Source organism: Luteimonas sp. MC1572 (genome assembly GCF_016615815.1).
Classification (GTDB): Bacteria; Pseudomonadota; Gammaproteobacteria; order Xanthomonadales; family Xanthomonadaceae; genus Luteimonas.
This window is the reverse complement of the sequence record NZ_CP067112.1, coordinates 1613060-1629525: the sequence shown is the minus strand read 5'-3', so window position 1 is coordinate 1629525 and position 16466 is coordinate 1613060. Positions and strand designations below refer to the sequence as shown.

The 16466-nt window shown below is 69.3% G+C and carries 11 protein-coding genes; 7 read left to right on the top strand and 4 right to left on the bottom strand.

Going from position 1 to position 16466, the window contains the following annotated elements:
- The first annotated feature begins 4 nt into the window (after nt 1-4).
- The 3 genes from JGR64_RS07375 to JGR64_RS07365 are packed head-to-tail and all read left to right on the top strand — an operon-like array spanning nt 5 to nt 2293.
- On the top strand, nt 5-1348 hold the full coding sequence (locus tag JGR64_RS07375) for a UDP-glucose/GDP-mannose dehydrogenase family protein (RefSeq protein WP_199372733.1): 1344 nt from the start codon (nt 5-7) through the stop codon (nt 1346-1348).
- A 3-nt stretch (nt 1349-1351) separates the two neighbouring features.
- On the top strand, nt 1352-1567 hold the full coding sequence (locus JGR64_RS07370; RefSeq protein ID WP_199372732.1) for a SlyX family protein: 216 nt from the start codon (nt 1352-1354) through the stop codon (nt 1565-1567).
- 6 nt (nt 1568-1573) lie between these two features.
- Nucleotides 1574-2293 (top strand): DUF2058 family protein, encoded by a 720-nt coding sequence (locus JGR64_RS07365; protein ID WP_199372731.1) that lies wholly within the window; start codon nt 1574-1576, stop codon nt 2291-2293.
- Between the two features lie 30 nt (nt 2294-2323).
- Here the strand turns inward: JGR64_RS07365 and JGR64_RS07360 are convergent, their stop codons facing one another.
- Genes JGR64_RS07360 through JGR64_RS07345 form a run of 4 tightly spaced genes read right to left on the bottom strand, consistent with a single transcriptional unit; the run spans nt 2324 to nt 8178 of the window.
- Entirely contained in the window at nt 2324-3481 is a 1158-nt protein-coding gene (locus JGR64_RS07360) for an MFS transporter (protein ID WP_233348003.1), read from the bottom strand.
- Between the two features lie 10 nt (nt 3482-3491).
- Nucleotides 3492-6179, bottom strand: a complete 2688-nt coding sequence (gene metH / locus JGR64_RS07355) for a methionine synthase (RefSeq protein ID WP_199372729.1) — start codon at nt 6177-6179, stop codon at nt 3492-3494.
- Nucleotides 6176-7252: a homocysteine S-methyltransferase family protein gene (locus tag JGR64_RS07350; RefSeq protein ID WP_199372728.1), complete on the bottom strand. Its 1077-nt coding sequence runs from the start codon at nt 7250-7252 to the stop codon at nt 6176-6178. The genes metH and JGR64_RS07350 overlap by 4 nt, the downstream gene beginning before the upstream one ends.
- On the bottom strand, nt 7249-8178 hold the full coding sequence (locus JGR64_RS07345) for a metalloregulator ArsR/SmtB family transcription factor (RefSeq protein WP_199372727.1): 930 nt from the start codon (nt 8176-8178) through the stop codon (nt 7249-7251). Before JGR64_RS07345 ends, JGR64_RS07350 begins: the two co-directional genes overlap by 4 nt.
- A gap of 206 nt (nt 8179-8384) precedes the next feature.
- Here JGR64_RS07345 and JGR64_RS07340 point away from each other — a divergent pair, with 206 nt between their 5' ends.
- The 4 genes from JGR64_RS07340 (at nt 8385) to JGR64_RS07325 (ending at nt 16443) form a co-directional block, all read left to right on the top strand.
- A complete protein-coding gene (locus JGR64_RS07340; RefSeq protein ID WP_199372726.1) occupies nt 8385-9533 on the top strand; it encodes an acyl-CoA dehydrogenase family protein in 1149 nt (382 codons plus the stop codon).
- 95 nt (nt 9534-9628) lie between these two features.
- Nucleotides 9629-14596, top strand: a complete 4968-nt coding sequence (locus JGR64_RS07335) for an NAD-glutamate dehydrogenase domain-containing protein (RefSeq protein WP_233348105.1) — start codon at nt 9629-9631, stop codon at nt 14594-14596.
- An 84-nt stretch (nt 14597-14680) separates the two neighbouring features.
- Nucleotides 14681-15466 (top strand): NAD kinase, encoded by a 786-nt coding sequence (locus JGR64_RS07330; protein ID WP_199372724.1) that lies wholly within the window; start codon nt 14681-14683, stop codon nt 15464-15466.
- Nucleotides 15467-15537: 71 nt separating this feature from the next.
- Nucleotides 15538-16443 (top strand): 5'-nucleotidase, encoded by a 906-nt coding sequence (locus JGR64_RS07325; protein WP_199372723.1) that lies wholly within the window; start codon nt 15538-15540, stop codon nt 16441-16443.
- Nucleotides 16444-16466: the final 23 nt, after the last annotated feature.

Genomic DNA, 16466 nt, shown 5'->3' with positions numbered 1-16466 from the left:
CGGCATGCGCGTCAGCATCTTCGGCACCGGCTATGTCGGCCTGGTCACGGGTACGTGTCTTGCCGAGGTGGGCCACGACGTGGTGTGCGTGGATGTCGACGCCGGCAAGGTCGAGCGCCTGGAGCGGGGTGTCATCCCGATCTACGAGCCCGGCCTGGAGCCGCTGGTGCGGTCCAACCACGCGTCGGGCCGGCTGCGCTTCACCACCGATGCCGAACTCGCGGTCGCGCATGGCGAGGTGGTGTTGATCGCGGTCGGCACGCCGCCGGACGAGGACGGCAGCGCCGACCTGCAGTACGTGCTGGCCGTGGCGCGGACCATCGGCCAGTACCTGGAACGCCCGGCCGTGGTGGTCGGCAAGTCGACGGTGCCGGTGGGCACCGCCGACCGCGTCCGTGAAACGATCGCCGCGGCGCTCGCCGCGCGCGGCGCCGACATCGCGTTCGACGTGGTCTCCAATCCCGAGTTCCTGAAGGAGGGCGCCGCGGTCGAGGACTGCATGCGTCCCGATCGCATCGTCCTGGGCGTCGACAACCCGGCCGCGGCAAAGACGCTCAAGCGCCTGTATGCGCCGTTCAACCGCAACCGCGACCGCTTCGTGGTCATGGACGTGCGCTCGGCCGAGCTGACCAAGTACGCCGCGAACGCGATGCTGGCGACCAAGATCAGCTTCATGAACGAGATCGCCAACATCGCCGAGCAGGTCGGTGCCGACGTGGAGATGGTGCGCAAGGGCATCGGCTCGGATCCGCGCATCGGCTGGCACTTCATCTATCCCGGCGCCGGTTACGGCGGTTCCTGCTTCCCCAAGGACGTGCAGGCGCTGGCGCGCACCGCGCAGCAGCACGGCCATGCGCCGCTGCTGCTGGACGCCGTGGAAGCGGTCAACGAGCGCCAGAAGGGCCACCTGCACGAACTCGTCCAGCGCCACTACGGCGCAGGCGGCATCGCCGGCAAGACGTTTGCGGTGTGGGGGCTGGCGTTCAAGCCCGACACCGACGACATGCGCGAGGCCTCGAGCCGGCGCCTGCTGGCGCAGCTCTGGGCGTCGGGAGCGCGCGTGCGCGCCTACGACCCGGAGGCCAGCGACGAGGCGCGGCGGATCTTCGGCGAGCGCGAGGACCTGGTGCTGTGCGCATCGGCCGGTGAGGCGCTCGAAGGTGCCGATGCGCTGGTCGTGGTCACCGAGTGGAAGCAGTTCCGCGGTGCCGATTTCGACACCCTGCATGCGCAGCTCGCCGACCGCGTGCTGTTCGACGGCCGCAACCTCTACCAGCCCGATGCCGTCGAAGATGCCGGCATCGCCTACTACGGCATCGGTCGCGGCCGTTCGCTGCGCGTGGGCTGAGACGTGTCGCACGATCTGGAAGCACGCGTGGTGGAGCTGGAGACGCGCGTGGCGTTCCAGGAGCACGCGTTGAACGAACTCAACGACGCGCTCTCCGCAGCGCGCATCGAACTGTCACGTACCAGCGAGACGCTGCGCGGGGCGCTGGAAGAGCTGCGGGCCTCGCGCCCCGGTTCCGGCGGCGATCCCGGCATCGAGCCGCCTCCACCGCATTACTGAGCCAGCATGACCGATTCCCTGCGAGACCAGCTGCTGGGCCTGGGCTTCAAGCCCGCGCCCGAACCCGTCCGTCCGAAGCACACCGGCCCGCGCAGCGAACGCCCGGGCGCGGGAGCGCAGCCGCGTGGCGGCAAGCCTGCTGCGGGAGGCCGTCCAGGCGATGCGGGCCGGGGCGAGCGTCGCGGCCAGCCGGGCGCGCGGAACGAGGCCCGGCCCGGCCAGCAGCCGCGTTCGGGGCGACCGCCGGGTGCCAGGCCAGGCCAGAACGACGCCGCGAAACCGCGTGGCAACCGCGCCCAGGGCGACATCGACCTGGCCAAGGCCTATGCCATCCGCGCGCAGCGCGAGAAGGACGAACGCATCGAGGCCGAGCGCCAGAAGCAGGAAGCCGCACGCCTGCGCCGCGAGGCGCTGGCGAAGCTTGCAGCCATGCTCGAGGGCAAGGCGCTGAATGCCGCCGACGCCGACCACGTCCGCCATTTCGACTACGGCGGCAAGATCAAGCGCGTCCACGTCACCGCGGAACAGCTGCGGGCACTCAATGCCGGCGAGCTCGGCGTGCTGCAGCTCAACGGCCGCTACGTGCTGGTCGACATCGCGGTAATGGCCGAAGCGGAAGCGATCTACCCGGCCGCGGTCGCGCTCAAGGTCGACCCGGCTGCGCCGGCGGGCGACGATCCCTATGCCGACCCGCGCTACCAGGTGCCCGACGACCTGGTCTGGTAACCGGCGCGCCGCGCAGCGGCGCCTTCGCGGTCAGCGCCTTGCATCGCGGCGCGGCACCAGCCACCACCAGGCGATGACCGTGCCCGCCAGCGCGAACGCGCCGGCGGCGAGGAACGCCACGCGGCCGTCGCCGAAGCGCCACAGCTGGCCGGCGATGAGCGCGCCGAGCACGCCACCGAGTCCCGACGAGAAGCCGTAGAACAGCCCCTGGGCATGGCCGTTGAGCTTGCCCGGGAAGAAACGCGCCAGCAGCTGCATCGCCGCGGCGAAGAACGCCGCGAAGCTCAACGCGTGCGTGGCCTGTGCGACCAGCATCACCGCCATGTCGCCCGGCCAGAGTGCGGTGGCCCACCAGCGCAGCACCGCGCTGGCCATCGACAGCAGCAGCAGCCAGCTCGCGTCCCAGCGCCGGAAAAACCCGGCGATGGAGAAGAACACCGCGACCTCGAACACCACGCCGACCGTCCACAGCAACCCCAGCGTCGAGGTCGCGTAGCCGTTGGCGTCCATGTAGACCGAAAAGAACGTGTAGTAGGGGCCGAACGACAGCTGTTCGAGGAATGCAGCGGCGAAGAACGCCAGTACCTGCGGCTGGCGCACGATGCGCCAGAAGCCACTTCCGGCCTCGCTGTGCACGTGGACGAGGTGCGGCTGGCGGTTGGCAAAGGCGCTGGCGGCCATCAGCGCGAACAGCGGCAGCATCAGCCAGGGCAGATTCCCGGCGCCGTGGCGTTCGATCAGCCAGCCGAAGCTGGCGGTCACCAGGATGAAGCCGATCGAGCCCCAGACCCGGATCGTGCCGTAGCGATGGCTGTCATCACCCAGGTGGCCGAGGGTGATCGCCTCGAACTGCGGCATCACTGCGTTGTAGAAGAAGCAGAACGCCACCATCACCACGAACATCGCCCAGGTGGGCTGCCCAGGCAGGAAGCAGGCAAACGCCAGCACCGTCAGCACGCAGCCGGCGCGCAGCCAGCGGATCGGGCGCGGCGACGCGGCGGCGAGCGTGGCCCAGGTGCTGGGCGCGACCACGCGGGTGGCGTACCACAGGCTCATCATCACGCTGATCGCGGTGATGCCCATGCCGCGCGACTGCAGGTACAGGCTCCAGTACGGGGTGAACGCGCCGAGGGCTGCGTAATAGAAGAAATAGAAGCTCGACAGCCTCGCGATCGGCAATCCATTCAAGCGCGCGGTTTCACTCGGGGTCGTAGTCGAGGTTCGACGCCAGCCAGCGTTCGGCCTGCGCCAGCGGCACGCCCTTGCGCCGGGCATAGTCCGCCACCTGCTCCTTGGTCAACCGGCCGACCACGAAATACTGGCTGTCGGGATGGCTGAAGTAGTAACCGGACACCGCCGCGGTCGGCAGCATCGCGAAGCCGTCGGTCAGCTCCATGCCTGCGTTGGCGTTGGCATCCAGCAGGCGGAACAGCGCCACCTTCTCGCTGTGGTCGGGGCAGGCCGGATAGCCCGGCGCCGGGCGCACGCCGCGGTAGCGCTCGGCGATCAACGCGTCGTTGTCCAGCGCCTCGTCGGCGGCGTAGCCCCAGTGTTCCGTGCGCACGCGGCGATGCAGGTGCTCGGCCAGCGCTTCGGCCAGGCGGTCGGCGAGCGACTTCAGCAGGATGCTGCGGTAGTCGTCATGTCCGGCGGCGAAGCGTTCCAGGTGCGGCTCGATGCCGATGCCGGCGGTGACGGCGAACATGCCCATCCAGTCCTGCACGCCGCTGTGCTTGGGCGCGATGAAGTCGGCGAGGCAGAAGTCCGGGCGTTCGACCGGCTTGTCGACCTGCTGGCGGAGGAAATGCAGCATGGTGGTCTCGCCGGGCGCCACCTGCAGCTCGACGTCGTCGCCGATGCTGCTCGCCGGCCACAGGCCGAACACCGCCTTCGCGGTCAACCACTTCTCGCGGATGATCGTGTCGAGCATCTCGCGGGCATCGCGGTACAGCTCACTCGCGGCTTCGCCCACGACCTCGTCGGTGAGGATGGCCGGGTAGCGTCCGGCCAGCTCCCAGGCCTGGAAGAACGGCGTCCAGTCGATGATGTCGACCAGCTCGGCGAGCGGGTAGTCGTCCAGCACAGTCAGGCCGGGTTTGGCCGGCGCCGGCGGCACGTAGCTGTCCCAGCCGCCGTCGAAGCGCTGCGCGCGCGCCTTGTCCAGCGACACCAGGCGCTTGGCGTCGCCGCGGTTGCGGTGGCGCTCGCGGATCTCGGCGTAGTCGGCCTCGTTGGCGGCGACGAACGCCTGGCGCAGCTCGCCGGAGATCAGCGACTGCGCCACGCCCACCGCGCGCGAGGCGTCCTTCACCCAGATCGTCGGCGACTTGTAGAACGGGTCGATCTTCAGCGCGGTATGCGCGCGCGAAGTGGTGGCGCCGCCGATCATCAGCGGGATGGTCATGCCCTGGCGCTGCATTTCGCGCGCCACGTGGCCCATCTCCTCGAGCGACGGCGTGATCAGGCCGGAAACGCCGATCAGGTCGGCGTTCTCCGCGATCGCGGTGTCGAGGATCTTCTGCGCCGGCACCATCACGCCAAGGTCGATGACCTCGAAGTTGTTGCAGGCCAGCACTACGCCGACGATGTTCTTGCCGATGTCGTGGACGTCGCCCTTGACCGTGGCCATCACGATCTTGCCGTTGTTCTTGCCGGTATCGCCGGTGCGCAGCTTCTCGGCTTCGATGAACGGCAGCAGGTAGGCAACGGCCTTCTTCATCACCCGCGCCGACTTCACCACCTGCGGCAGGAACATCTTGCCGGCGCCGAACAGGTCGCCGACCACGTTCATGCCGTCCATCAGCGGGCCTTCGATCACCTCCAGCGGACGCGTGGACAGCAGGCGCGCTTCCTCGGTGTCGATCTCGACGTACTGGTCGATGCCGTGCACCAGCGCGTGGCTGAGGCGCGCGCGCACGTCCTTGCCGCGCCAGGCGAGGTCTTGCGCCTTGCTCTGGCCCTTGCTGCCCTTGTAGCGCTCGGCCAGCGCCAGCAGGCGTTCGGTGGAATCCGGGCGGCGGTTGAGGATCACGTCCTCGACGTGCTCGCGCAGTTCGGGGTCGAGGTCATCGTAGATCGGCAGCGCGCCGGCGTTGACGATGCCCATGTCCATGCCGGCGGCGATCGCGTGGTACAGGAACGCGCTGTGGATGGCCTGGCGCACCGTTTCGTTGCCGCGGAACGAGAACGAGACGTTGGACACGCCGCCCGACACGTGGCAATGCGGCAGCGTCGCCTTGATGATCCGCGTCGCCTCGATGAAGTCGACCGCGTAGTTGTCGTGCTCCTCGAGACCCGTGGCGATGGCGAAGATGTTGGGGTCGAAGATGATGTCCTCGGGCGGAAACCCGACCTGGTCCACCAGGATCCGGTAGGCGCGCGTGCAGATGGCGACCTTGCGCGCGCAGGTGTCGGCCTGGCCATCCTCGTCGAAGGCCATGACCACGGCGGCGGCGCCGTAGCGCACCACCTTGCGGGCGTGGTCGATGAACGCCTGCTCGCCCTCCTTGAGCGAGATCGAGTTCACCACGCCCTTGCCCTGCAGGCACTTGAGCCCGGCCTCGATCACCTCCCACTTCGAGGAGTCGACCATCACCGGGATGCGCGCGATGTCGGGCTCGGACGCGATCAGGGTGAGGAAGCGCGTCATCGCCTTGGCCGAGTCGATCAGGCCCTCGTCCATGTTGACGTCGAGGATCTGCGCGCCGCTGGCAACCTGCTGGCGGGCGACCTCCACGGCCTCCTCGTAGCGGTCGTCCTTGATGAGCTTCTTGAACTGCGCGCTGCCGGTGACGTTGGTGCGCTCGCCGACGTTGACGAACAGCAGCTCGGGCGTGATCACCAGCGGCTCGAGGCCGGACAGTCGCGTGTAGCGGGGCGTGTTCATGCCGCCTGCTCCTGCAACGCGGGGATGCGGCGCGGTGGCAATCCGGCCACGGCGTCGGCGATCGCGCGGATGTGCGCCGGCGTGGTGCCGCAGCAGCCGCCGACCAGATTGAGCAGCCCGGCGCCGGCGAATTCCGCCAGCATCGCCGCGGTCTCCTCGGGTGTCTCGTCGTACTCGGCGAATGCGTTCGGCAGGCCGGCGTTGGGGTGCGCGCTGACCAGGCAGTCGGCGACGGTGGCCAGCGTCTCGATGTGCGGACGCAGTTCCTTCGCGCCGAGCGCGCAGTTCAGGCCGATCGACAGCGGCCGCGCGTGCGCGACCGAGATGTGGAAGGCCTCGGCGGTCTGCCCGGACAGCGTGCGCCCGGAGGCGTCGGTGATGGTCCCGGAGATCATCACCGGCAGGCGCGCGCCGCGGGCGTCGAACGCTTCCTCGATCGCATACAGCGCGGCCTTGGCGTTGAGCGTGTCGAAGATGGTCTCGACCATCAGCGCGTCCGCGCCGCCATCGATCAGGCCGTCGATCGCGTCGCGGTACGTTTCGCGCAGGCCGTCGAAGCTGGTGTTGCGGAACCCGGGGTCGTTGACATCGGGGCTGATCGACGCGGTGCGGCTGGTCGGCCCGAGCACGCCGATGACGAAACGCGGCTTGTCGGGCGTTGCCGCCTCGGCCGCGTCGCAGCATGCGCGGGCCAGGCGCGCGCCCTCTCGGTTCAATTCGTGCACGAGGTGCTGCAGGTGGTAGTCGGCCTGGCTGACCGCGGTGGCGTTGAAGGTGTTGGTCTCGACCAGGTCGGCGCCAGCCTCCAGGTACGCCTGGTGCACGCCGGCGACGATGTCGGGGCGGGTCAGCGTGAGCAGGTCGTTGTTGCCTTTCAGGTCGTGGCTGGCGCCGTCGCCGGGATGCAGGCGGTCGAAGCCGTCGGCGAAGCGCTCGCCGCGGTAGTCGGCTTCCTCCAGGCGATGGCGCTGGATCATGGTGCCCATCGCGCCGTCGATGACCAGGATGCGCTTGGCGAGCGCGGACTCGAGCAGCGCGACGCGTTCGGGGTGGAGCCAGGGGAGGGTGTTCATGGCTTGCCTGCGATGAGCGAGATGACTTCGAAATGCGGCGGGCGCTTTTCGCGGGTGACGGTTTCGCAGGACTGCAGCGACAGGCCGGCCTTGTCGACGAAGCGCTTCAGCTCCTTGTCGGTGAAGCCGAGGTTGACGTGGCCGAAGGCGTCGACCGCGCCGCGGTGCTCATGGCGCGCGAGACTGGTCAGCAGCAGCCGCCCGCCCTTGCGCAGCACGCGCGCGGATTCCGCGACCGCCGCCGCCGGCTTGCCGGCATAGGTGAGGGCATGCATCAGCACCACCAGGTCGAAGCTGCCGTCATCGAACGGCAGCGCGTGCATGTCGGCCTCGCTCACCTCCACGTTGCGGTAGCGGCGCAGGCGCTCGCGCGCCGCGGCGACCACCCGCGGGCTGGCGTCGATGCACACGTAGCGCTTGGCGTGCGGCGCCAGCAACTCGGCAAGCACGCCGTCACCGGAGGCGATGTCGAGCACGTCGCCGGTCTCGAGCAGGGGCAGTGCCGCGCGGGCCATCGCTTCCCAGGTGCGGCCCGGCGAGTAGTGGCGCTCCATGTCGCCGGCCACCGAATCCGCCCAGTTCTGGTCGGCGGCGCGCATCGCCAGTACGCCAGCCACGCGCTCCGCGTCCTGTCGCAGCAGCGGGTCGTCGCTGCCGTCGCGCAGCGTGCCCCAGAGCGCGCGCTGCGCGGGATCCAGGCGCTCCTCGTCGAAGCGGTAATAGGCGGACACGCCGGCGCGCCGGTCGCGCACCAGTCCGGCTTCCTTGAGGCGGGCGAGGTGGGTGGACACGCGCGGCTGCGCCAGCTGGGTGATCGCGGACAATTCGGCCACGGTCATCTCGTCGCCATCGAGCAGGGCCAGCAGCCGCACCCGGGTGGGGTCGGCGAGCACTTTCAGGTGGCTCGACCAGGCTTCCAGATCCACGGTATCTCCCCATCGCGATATAGCGATGCATTGTCTGCGGCGCCGCGCACAGGGTCAAGTTGAGGGCGCGTTGATCGTGGGTGCGGCAGGGGATGTCAGAGCGAGCGGCTCACGCGCGCGAGTTCGATGGCCGCGGCCGGACGGGCTGGCTAGAATGCGCACCGGAGCGACCGCTGCATTCGCGCGGCGCATAGCAGGAGCGGAGCGTGGATTTCAGCCTTACCGAAGAGCAGTTGATGATCCAGGACGTGGCCCGGCGCATCGCGAAGGAAAAGATCGCGCCGAGCGCCGAGGGTTTCGACCACAGCGGCGAGTTCCCGCTCGACAACATGCGCCTGCTCGGCGAGAACGGCCTGATGGGCATCGAGGTGCCGGGCGAGTACGGCGGCGCGGGCATGGACCCGGTGGCCTACGTGCTGGCGATGATCGAGATCGCCGCCGCCGATGCCGCGCACTCCACCATCATGTCGGTCAACAACTCGCTGTTCTGCAACGGCATCCTGACCCACGGTACCGAAGCGCAGAAGCAGCTGTACGTGCGGGCGATCGCCGAGGGCCGCGAGATCGGCGCGTTCGCGCTCACCGAGCCGCAGTCGGGCTCCGACGCCACCGCGATGCGCTGCCGCGCCGTGAAGCAGGCCGACGGCAGCTACGTGATCAACGGCAAGAAGAGCTGGATCACGTCCGGCCCGGTGGCGAAGTACTTCGTGCTGTTCGCCATGACCGACCCTGACAAGGGCGCGCGCGGCATCACCGCGTTCATGGTCGACGGCGACCGCGCCGGTTTCCATCGCGGCAAGACCGAGCCCAAGCTCGGCATCCGCGCCTCGGCCACCTGCGAGATCGAGTTCCAGGACTACGTGGCGGGCGCCGACGACGTGCTCGGCGAGGAAGGCCACGGATTCAAGATCGCCATGGGGGTGCTCGACGCCGGCCGCATCGGCATCGCCTCGCAGGCGATCGGCATCGGGCGTGCCGCCTACGAGGCGACGCTGGAATACGTGAAGGAGCGCAAGGCGTTCGGCCAGCCCATCGGCGCGTTCCAGATGACCCAGGCCAAGATCGCCGACATGAAGTGCAAGCTCGACGCGTCGCTGCTGCTCACGCTGCGCGCGGCTTGGCTGAAGGGCCAGGGCAAGCGCTTCACCACCGAGGCCGCGGTGGCCAAGCTCACCGCCTCCGAGGCTGCGATGTGGATCGCCCATCAGGCCGTGCAGATCCACGGTGGCATGGGGTATTCCAAGGAGATGCCGCTCGAGCGCTATTTCCGCGATGCAAAGATCACTGAAATCTACGAGGGCACCAGCGAGATCCAGCGGCTGGTGATCGCAAGGCAAGAAACCGGGCTGCGCTGACACAACGTCGCGCTGCCGAACCCGCCACCCTGGCCCGCGCGAGAGCGCGGGCTTCATTGCATCCAGATACCCACATGACCACTTCGAAGACCGCCATGACCCGCAAATCCGCCGCCCCCGGCAAGCGCACCGCTGGCCGCGACGAGCGCTCGCTGCTTGATCCGATCTTCGCCGCGATCCGCACGCGCGCCGGGAAGGCCAACGCCGATGACGCCAGCGCCTTCGCAAACGCGTTCTACCTGCGCCTGACCGAGGACGAGCTGCCACTGCACGATGCCGACGGCTGGGCCGCGCTGGCCAACGACTTCCTGGACTTCGCGCGCAAGCGCAAGCCGGGCACGGCCAGCGTGCGGATGTTCAACCCGACCCTGGCGCAGCATGGCTGGGAGTCCGCGCACACCGTGCTGCAGGTCGTGAACGACGACATGCCGTTCCTGGTGGATTCGGTGACCATGGCGCTGGCCGACCTCGGCGTGGGCGTGCACGTGCTCGGCCACCCGGTCCTGCAGGTGCGTCGCGACAAGACGGGCAAGCTGCTGTCGCTGGGCGAGGGCGCCGCGGAGTCGGTGATGCACCTGGAAATCGACCGCCAGGGCGCGGGCGACACCGCGCGCATCGAAGCGGCGGTGCGCGCCGTGCTCGAGGATGTGCGCGCGATCGTGGCCGACTGGGTGCCGATGCGCGAGCGCATGCGCGAGGTCGCCGACGACCTGTGCAAGCGCGCGTTGCCGATCACGCCGGAGGAGTGCGCCGAAGCGCAGGATTTCCTGCGCTGGGCCGCCGACGACCATTTCACGTTCTTCGGCTGCCGCGAATACAAGGTGGTGAAGAAGGGTGGGGAAGATGTGCTGCAGGCGGTCGAAGGCAGCGGCCTGGGGCTGCTGCGCAGCCGTGACGTGGGCAAGCCGCGCCTGTTGAAGTCGCTTGCCGCGGCCCGACTGCCGCAGTCCGGCGCGGTGGACGCGCTGATCCTGACCAAGACCAACGCGCGCTCGACCCTGCACCGCCCCGGCTACATGGACTACGTCGGCGTGCTGGGCTTCGACAAGGCCGGCAAGCCGGTGTCGGAGCAGCGCTTCCTCGGCCTGTACACGTCCAGCGCCTACAGCTCGCGGCCCTGGGACATCCCGCTGGTCCGTGAGCGCCACGACCATGTCATGCGCGCCTCGGGCCTGGAGCCCGACGGCCACAGCGGCAAGGCGCTCAAGCACATCCTGGAAACGCTGCCGCGCGACGAGCTGTTCCAGTCCTCCGCCGACGAGCTGTACCGGCTGGCGACCGGCATCCTCGGCCTGCAGGAGCGCGTGCGCAGCCGCATGTTCATGCGTCGCGACCGCTATGGCCGCTATTACTCCGCGCTGGTATATATCCCGCGCGACCGCTTCAACACCGAGGTCCGCCTGCGCATCGAAGCGATGCTCAAGGACGCGCTGCACACCGACCACATCGACACCAGCGTCTCGGTGGGGCAGTCGCCGCTGGCGCAGCTGCACATGCTGGTGCGGCCGCGCTCGGGCGAGGCCATCGATGTCGACCTGGCTGCCCTCGAGGGCCGCCTGGCGATGATCGTGCGCAACTGGCAGGACGACCTGCGCGAGACCCTGGTCGGCCGACTTGGCGAGGCCGAGGGCCTGGCCCTGGCCTCCGCCTTCGGCCGCGCGTTGCCGGCGGCGTACATCGAGCGCGCGACGCCCGAGGTGGCCGCCGATGACGCCGAGCACCTGGCCGCGCTGACCGCGCCGGACGACCTGCGCCTGAGCCTGGCGCACGCCCTGCACAGCCAGCCTGGAGAGGGCCAGCTGCGGCTCAAGCTGTACCGCCAGGATGCCGACATCCCGCTGTCCGACGTGCTTCCGGTGATGGAGAACATGGGGCTGCGCGTGATCGCCGAGCATCCCCACCGCTTCGAGATCGCGGCGACCGAAGGCCGCGGTGCGCGTGCCTTCTACGTGCAGGACTTCGAGGTCGATGCCGGGGCCCAGCAGGGCGGCGCTGCGCTGCGTTCCGCCGATTTCGAGGACGCGTTCGCGCGGATCTGGCGCGGAAGCGCCGAGAACGACGGTTTCAATCGCCTGGTGCTCGGTGCCGGCCTGGCCTGGCGCCAGGTCGCCATGCTGCGCGCGTACTGCAAGTACCTGCTGCAGGTCGGCGTACCGTTCTCGCAGACCTATGTCGAAGAGACCCTGGGCCGCTATCCGCTGCTCGCGCGCCTGCTGGTCGAACTGTTCGAAGCACGCTTCCATCCTGCCACCGGCAGCGAGGGCAAGGCCGAGGTGGCTGCCGGCATCGAGCGCCTGGGCGGCGACTTCGACGTGCTGTGCGGTACGGATGGCGAAGCCCGCAAGCTCGTGCAGCCGGTGCTCGACGCGCGCAGGAAGGATCGCGACAGCCAGTACGCGGCGACCCTGTCGGCGCTGAAGGTCCTGCTCGACCGCGTCGCGAGCCTGGACGAGGACCGCATCCTGCGCAGCTTCATGGGCGTGATCGACGCCACCCTGCGCACCAGCTACTACCAGGTCGATGCCGCCGGCGAGGCCAAGGACTACGTCGCGTTCAAGTTCGACTGCGCGCGCGTCCCGGACCTGCCCAAGCCGCGCCCGTACCGCGAGATCTTCGTCTACGGCCCGCGCGTGGAGGGCATCCACCTGCGCTATGGCCCGGTGGCCCGCGGCGGCCTGCGCTGGTCCGACCGCCGCGAGGACTTCCGCACCGAGGTGCTGGGCCTGGTGAAGGCGCAGATGGTCAAGAACACGGTCATCGTGCCGGTCGGTTCGAAGGGCGGCTTCATCGCCAAGCGTCCTCCGGTGGGCGGTGATCGCGACGCGATCCAGGCCGAGGGCGTCGCCTGCTACAAGCAGTTCATCAACGGCCTGCTCGACGTCACCGACAACCTGGTCGAAGGCAAGGTGGTGCCGCCGGTGGACGTGGTGCGCCATGACGGCGACGACGCCTATCTCGTGGTCGCGGCCGACAAGGGCACGGCCACGTTCTCCGACATCGCCAACGGCATCGCGCGCGAGCACGGGTTCTGGCTCGACGACGCGTTCGCCTCCGGCGGCTCCGTCGGCTACGACCACAAGGGCATGGGCATCACCGCGCGCGGCGCCTGGGAGTCGGTCAAGCGCCACTTCCGCGCGCTCGGGCATGACACCCAGTCGCAGGGCTTCACGGTAGCCGGCATCGGCGACATGTCGGGCGACGTGTTCGGCAACGGCATGCTGCTGTCGAAGCACATCCGCTTGGTGGCGGCGATGGACCATCGCCACATCTTCGTGGACCCGGATCCGGACGCCGCGGGTTCGTACAAGGAGCGCCAGCGCCTGTTCAAGGTGCCGCGCTCGAGCTGGGACGATTACGACAAGTCGCTGATCAGCAAGGGTGGCGGCGTGTTCGCGCGCAGCCTGAAGTCGATCCCGGTATCGCCGGAGATGCGCACCGCGCTGGGCCTTGCCGAAGGCGTCACCGCGATGAGTCCGAACGAGCTGATGTCGGCGGTGCTGAAGGCCCCGGTCGACCTGCTCTGGAACGGCGGCATCGGCACCTACGTCAAGGGCGCCACCGAGACCCACGCCGACGTCGGCGACCGCGCCAACAACGCCATCCGCGTCAACGGCGGCGAGCTGCGCTGCCGCGTGGTGGGCGAGGGCGGCAACCTCGGCATGACCCAGCGCGGTCGCATCGAGGCGGCCCAGGCGGGCGTCATCCTCAACACCGACTTCATCGACAACTCGGCGGGCGTGGACACCTCGGACCACGAGGTGAACATCAAGATCCTGCTCAACGCGCAGGTGCAGGCCGGCAAGCTCAAGATCGCCGACCGCAACACGCTGCTCAAGGCGATGACCGATGAGGTCGCCGGCCTGGTGCTGCACGACAACTACCGCCAGAACCAGGCACTGAGCCTGATGGAACGGATGAGCGTGCCGCGCCTGGGATCCAAGCAGCACTTCATCCGCACCCTCGAGTCGCAGGGCCTCCTCGACCGCCAGATCGAGTTCCTGCCCAGCGATGCCGAGATCGCCGAGCGCAAGGCGCGCAACCAGGGCTTGACCCGCCCGGAGCTGGCCATCCTGCTGTCGTACTCCAAGCTGGTTGCCTTCGAGCAGTTGCTGGATTCCGACATTCCCGAGGATCCCTACCTGTCGCGCGAACTGCAGCGCTACTTCCCGCAGCCGCTGCAGGCCAAGTACGCCAAGGCCATGGAGCAGCACCGCCTGAAGCGCGAGATCATCGCCACCGCGGTCACCAACTCGACCATCAACCGCATGGGCGCCACCTTCCTGCTGCGCATGCAGGAAGACAGCGGGCGCACGCCGGCCGAGGTCGCGAAGGCGTTCACCGTGACCCGCGAGACCATCGAGGCGCGCTCGCTGTGGGCGCAGATCGACGCGCTCGACGGCAAGGTGGCCGAGTCGGTGCAGATCGACGCCCTGCAGGTGATCTGGGCGCTGCAGCGTTCCTTCACCCGCTGGCTGCTGGCGCGGCCGGGTGCGCTGCCGACCATCACCAGCGCAGTCGAGCGTTACCACGACGGCTTCCAGGCGATCTACGCCGGCGAGGACATCCTCACCGCCGCGCAGCGCCCGGCCTATGAGCAGTCGCTGGCCGACTGGCGCGCCAAGGGCGTGCCTGCCGAGCTCGGCGGCAAGCTCGCGGCCCTGCCGTACCTGGAGGCCAGCCCCGACATCATCGAGCTGGCGCGCGAGCGCAAGCGCAAGCCGGTGGAGGTCGCCCGCGTGCACTTCCGCCTCGCCGATGCACTCGACCTGCCGTGGCTGGTCAAGCAGATCGACGCCCTGGTCGTGGATGGCCGCTGGCACGCGGTGGCCCACGGCGCGCTGCGCGACGAGCTGGCGACCCAGCACCGCGCGCTGGTGGGCCAGGTGTTGTCGATGCCCGCCCGCGACGCCGACGCCAAGGTCGCGCAGTGGCTGGCCCGCGACGATGCGGCGTTGAAGTTCACGCTGGGCATGCTGTCCGAACTGGCGGCGCAGAAGACGCTGGATTATCCGACCGCCTCGGTCGCGGTCCGGAGGCTTGCCCAGCTGGCGAGCGCCGGCTGAGGCCAGTGCGGATCTCCCTCCCCCGCAACGTGGGGGAGGGAGGGCATTCGCGTTTCCATGCGAGGCGGGCGGTATGCTTGAGGCATGACCGGAACGCCCCGCATCGCCTTTCTCGCCAGCCAGACGGCCGACGCACAGCAGGCCCTGGCGCAGCTGACCTCACGGCACGGGCAACATGCGCCCGACGAAGCCGACATCATCTGCGCGCTCGGCGGCGACGGCTTCATGCTGCAGACGCTGCATCGCCATGGTGCGCTGGGCAAGCCGGTGTACGGCTTGAAGCTCGGCAGCGTCGGCTTCCTGATGAACCACCATCACGGCAACGATGGCGTCGTGCCCGACCTGATGGTCCGCCTGCAGGCTGCGGAACCGGCCGTCCTGAGGCCGCTGGAAATGGTGGCCGCCACCGAATCCGGCGCAAACGTCGGCTCACTGGCCTACAACGAGGTGTCGTTGCTGCGCCAGACGCGCCAGGCGGCGCACGTCGCCATCGAGCTCAACGGCCAGGTGCGGCTGGACGAGCTGGTCTGCGACGGCGTGATGGTCGCGACGCCCGCCGGCAGCACCGCCTACAACTATTCCGCGCACGGGCCCATCCTCCCGCTTGGCTCGAGCGTGGTGGCGCTCACGCCGATCGCGCCGTTCCGGCCGCGGCGCTGGCGCGGTGCATTGCTCAAGGCCGACACCCTGGTGCGCTTCCGCGTGCTTGACCCCTACAAGCGCCCGGTCAGCGCCACCGCGGATTCGCACGAGGTGCGCGACGTGGTCGAGGTCACCATCCAGGAATCGCGCGAGCGCACGGTGACCCTGCTGTTCGATCCCGAGCACAACCTGGAAGAACGCATCCTCAGCGAGCAGTTCGAGGCCTGAGCGCGGGCGTCGCGCGCGGCCCGCGGTGCCCGGTCTCGCGTCCTGCGACCGCGCTCGCGCATACTGCCGGCATGCCATCCAACGTGCTTCCGCCGCTCACCGTCGCCATTTCCTCGCGCGCCCTGTTCGACCTGGAGGACAGCCACGCGCTGTTCGAGCGCGACGGCATCGAGGCCTACGCCGAACACCAGCGCGCCAACGAGGACGAGATCCTCGAGCCCGGCATCGCCTTCCCGCTGGTGCGCAAGCTGCTGGGGCTCAACGAGGGCGTGGCGCCGGACGCGCCGCGGGTCGAGGTGATCCTGCTCTCGCGCAACTCCGCCGATACCGGCCTGCGCATCTTCAACGCCATCCAGCACCACGGCCTGGCGATCTCGCGCGCCACGTTCACCTCGGGGGAGCCCACCTGGCCCTACATCCGCCCGTTCGGCGCGCAGCTGTTCCTGTCGGCCAATCCCGATTCGGTGCGCGCGGCGCTGGAAAACGGCGTGGCCGCGGCGACCATCCTCCCGGCCAAGGCGCCGGCACACCGCCACGACCAGCTGCGCATCGCCTTCGATGGCGACGCGGTGATCTTCGGCGACGAGGGCGAGCGCGTGTCGCGCGAGGGGGGCATCGAGGCCTTCCACCGGCACGAGCAGGAGCGTGCACGCGAGGCGCTGTCGGGCGGGCCGTTCCGCGGCTTCCTCGATGCGCTGCACCACCTGCAGGCGGCGTATCCGCCTGGAGAAGCCTCGCCGATCCGCACCGCGCTGGTCACCGCGCGCTCCGCGCCCGCGCATGAGCGCGTGATCCGCACGCTGCGCGAGTGGGGCGTGCGCCTGGACGAGGCGCTGTTCCTGGGCGGTCGCGCCAAGGGTCCGTTCCTGGACGTGTTCGGCGCTGACATCTTCTTCGATGACTCGCAGCACAACATCGAGTCGGCGCGCCAGCACGTCACCACCGGGCACGTGCCGCACGGGGTTTCCAACGCCTGACGTGTTCAGGCCTGTCGCGGGAG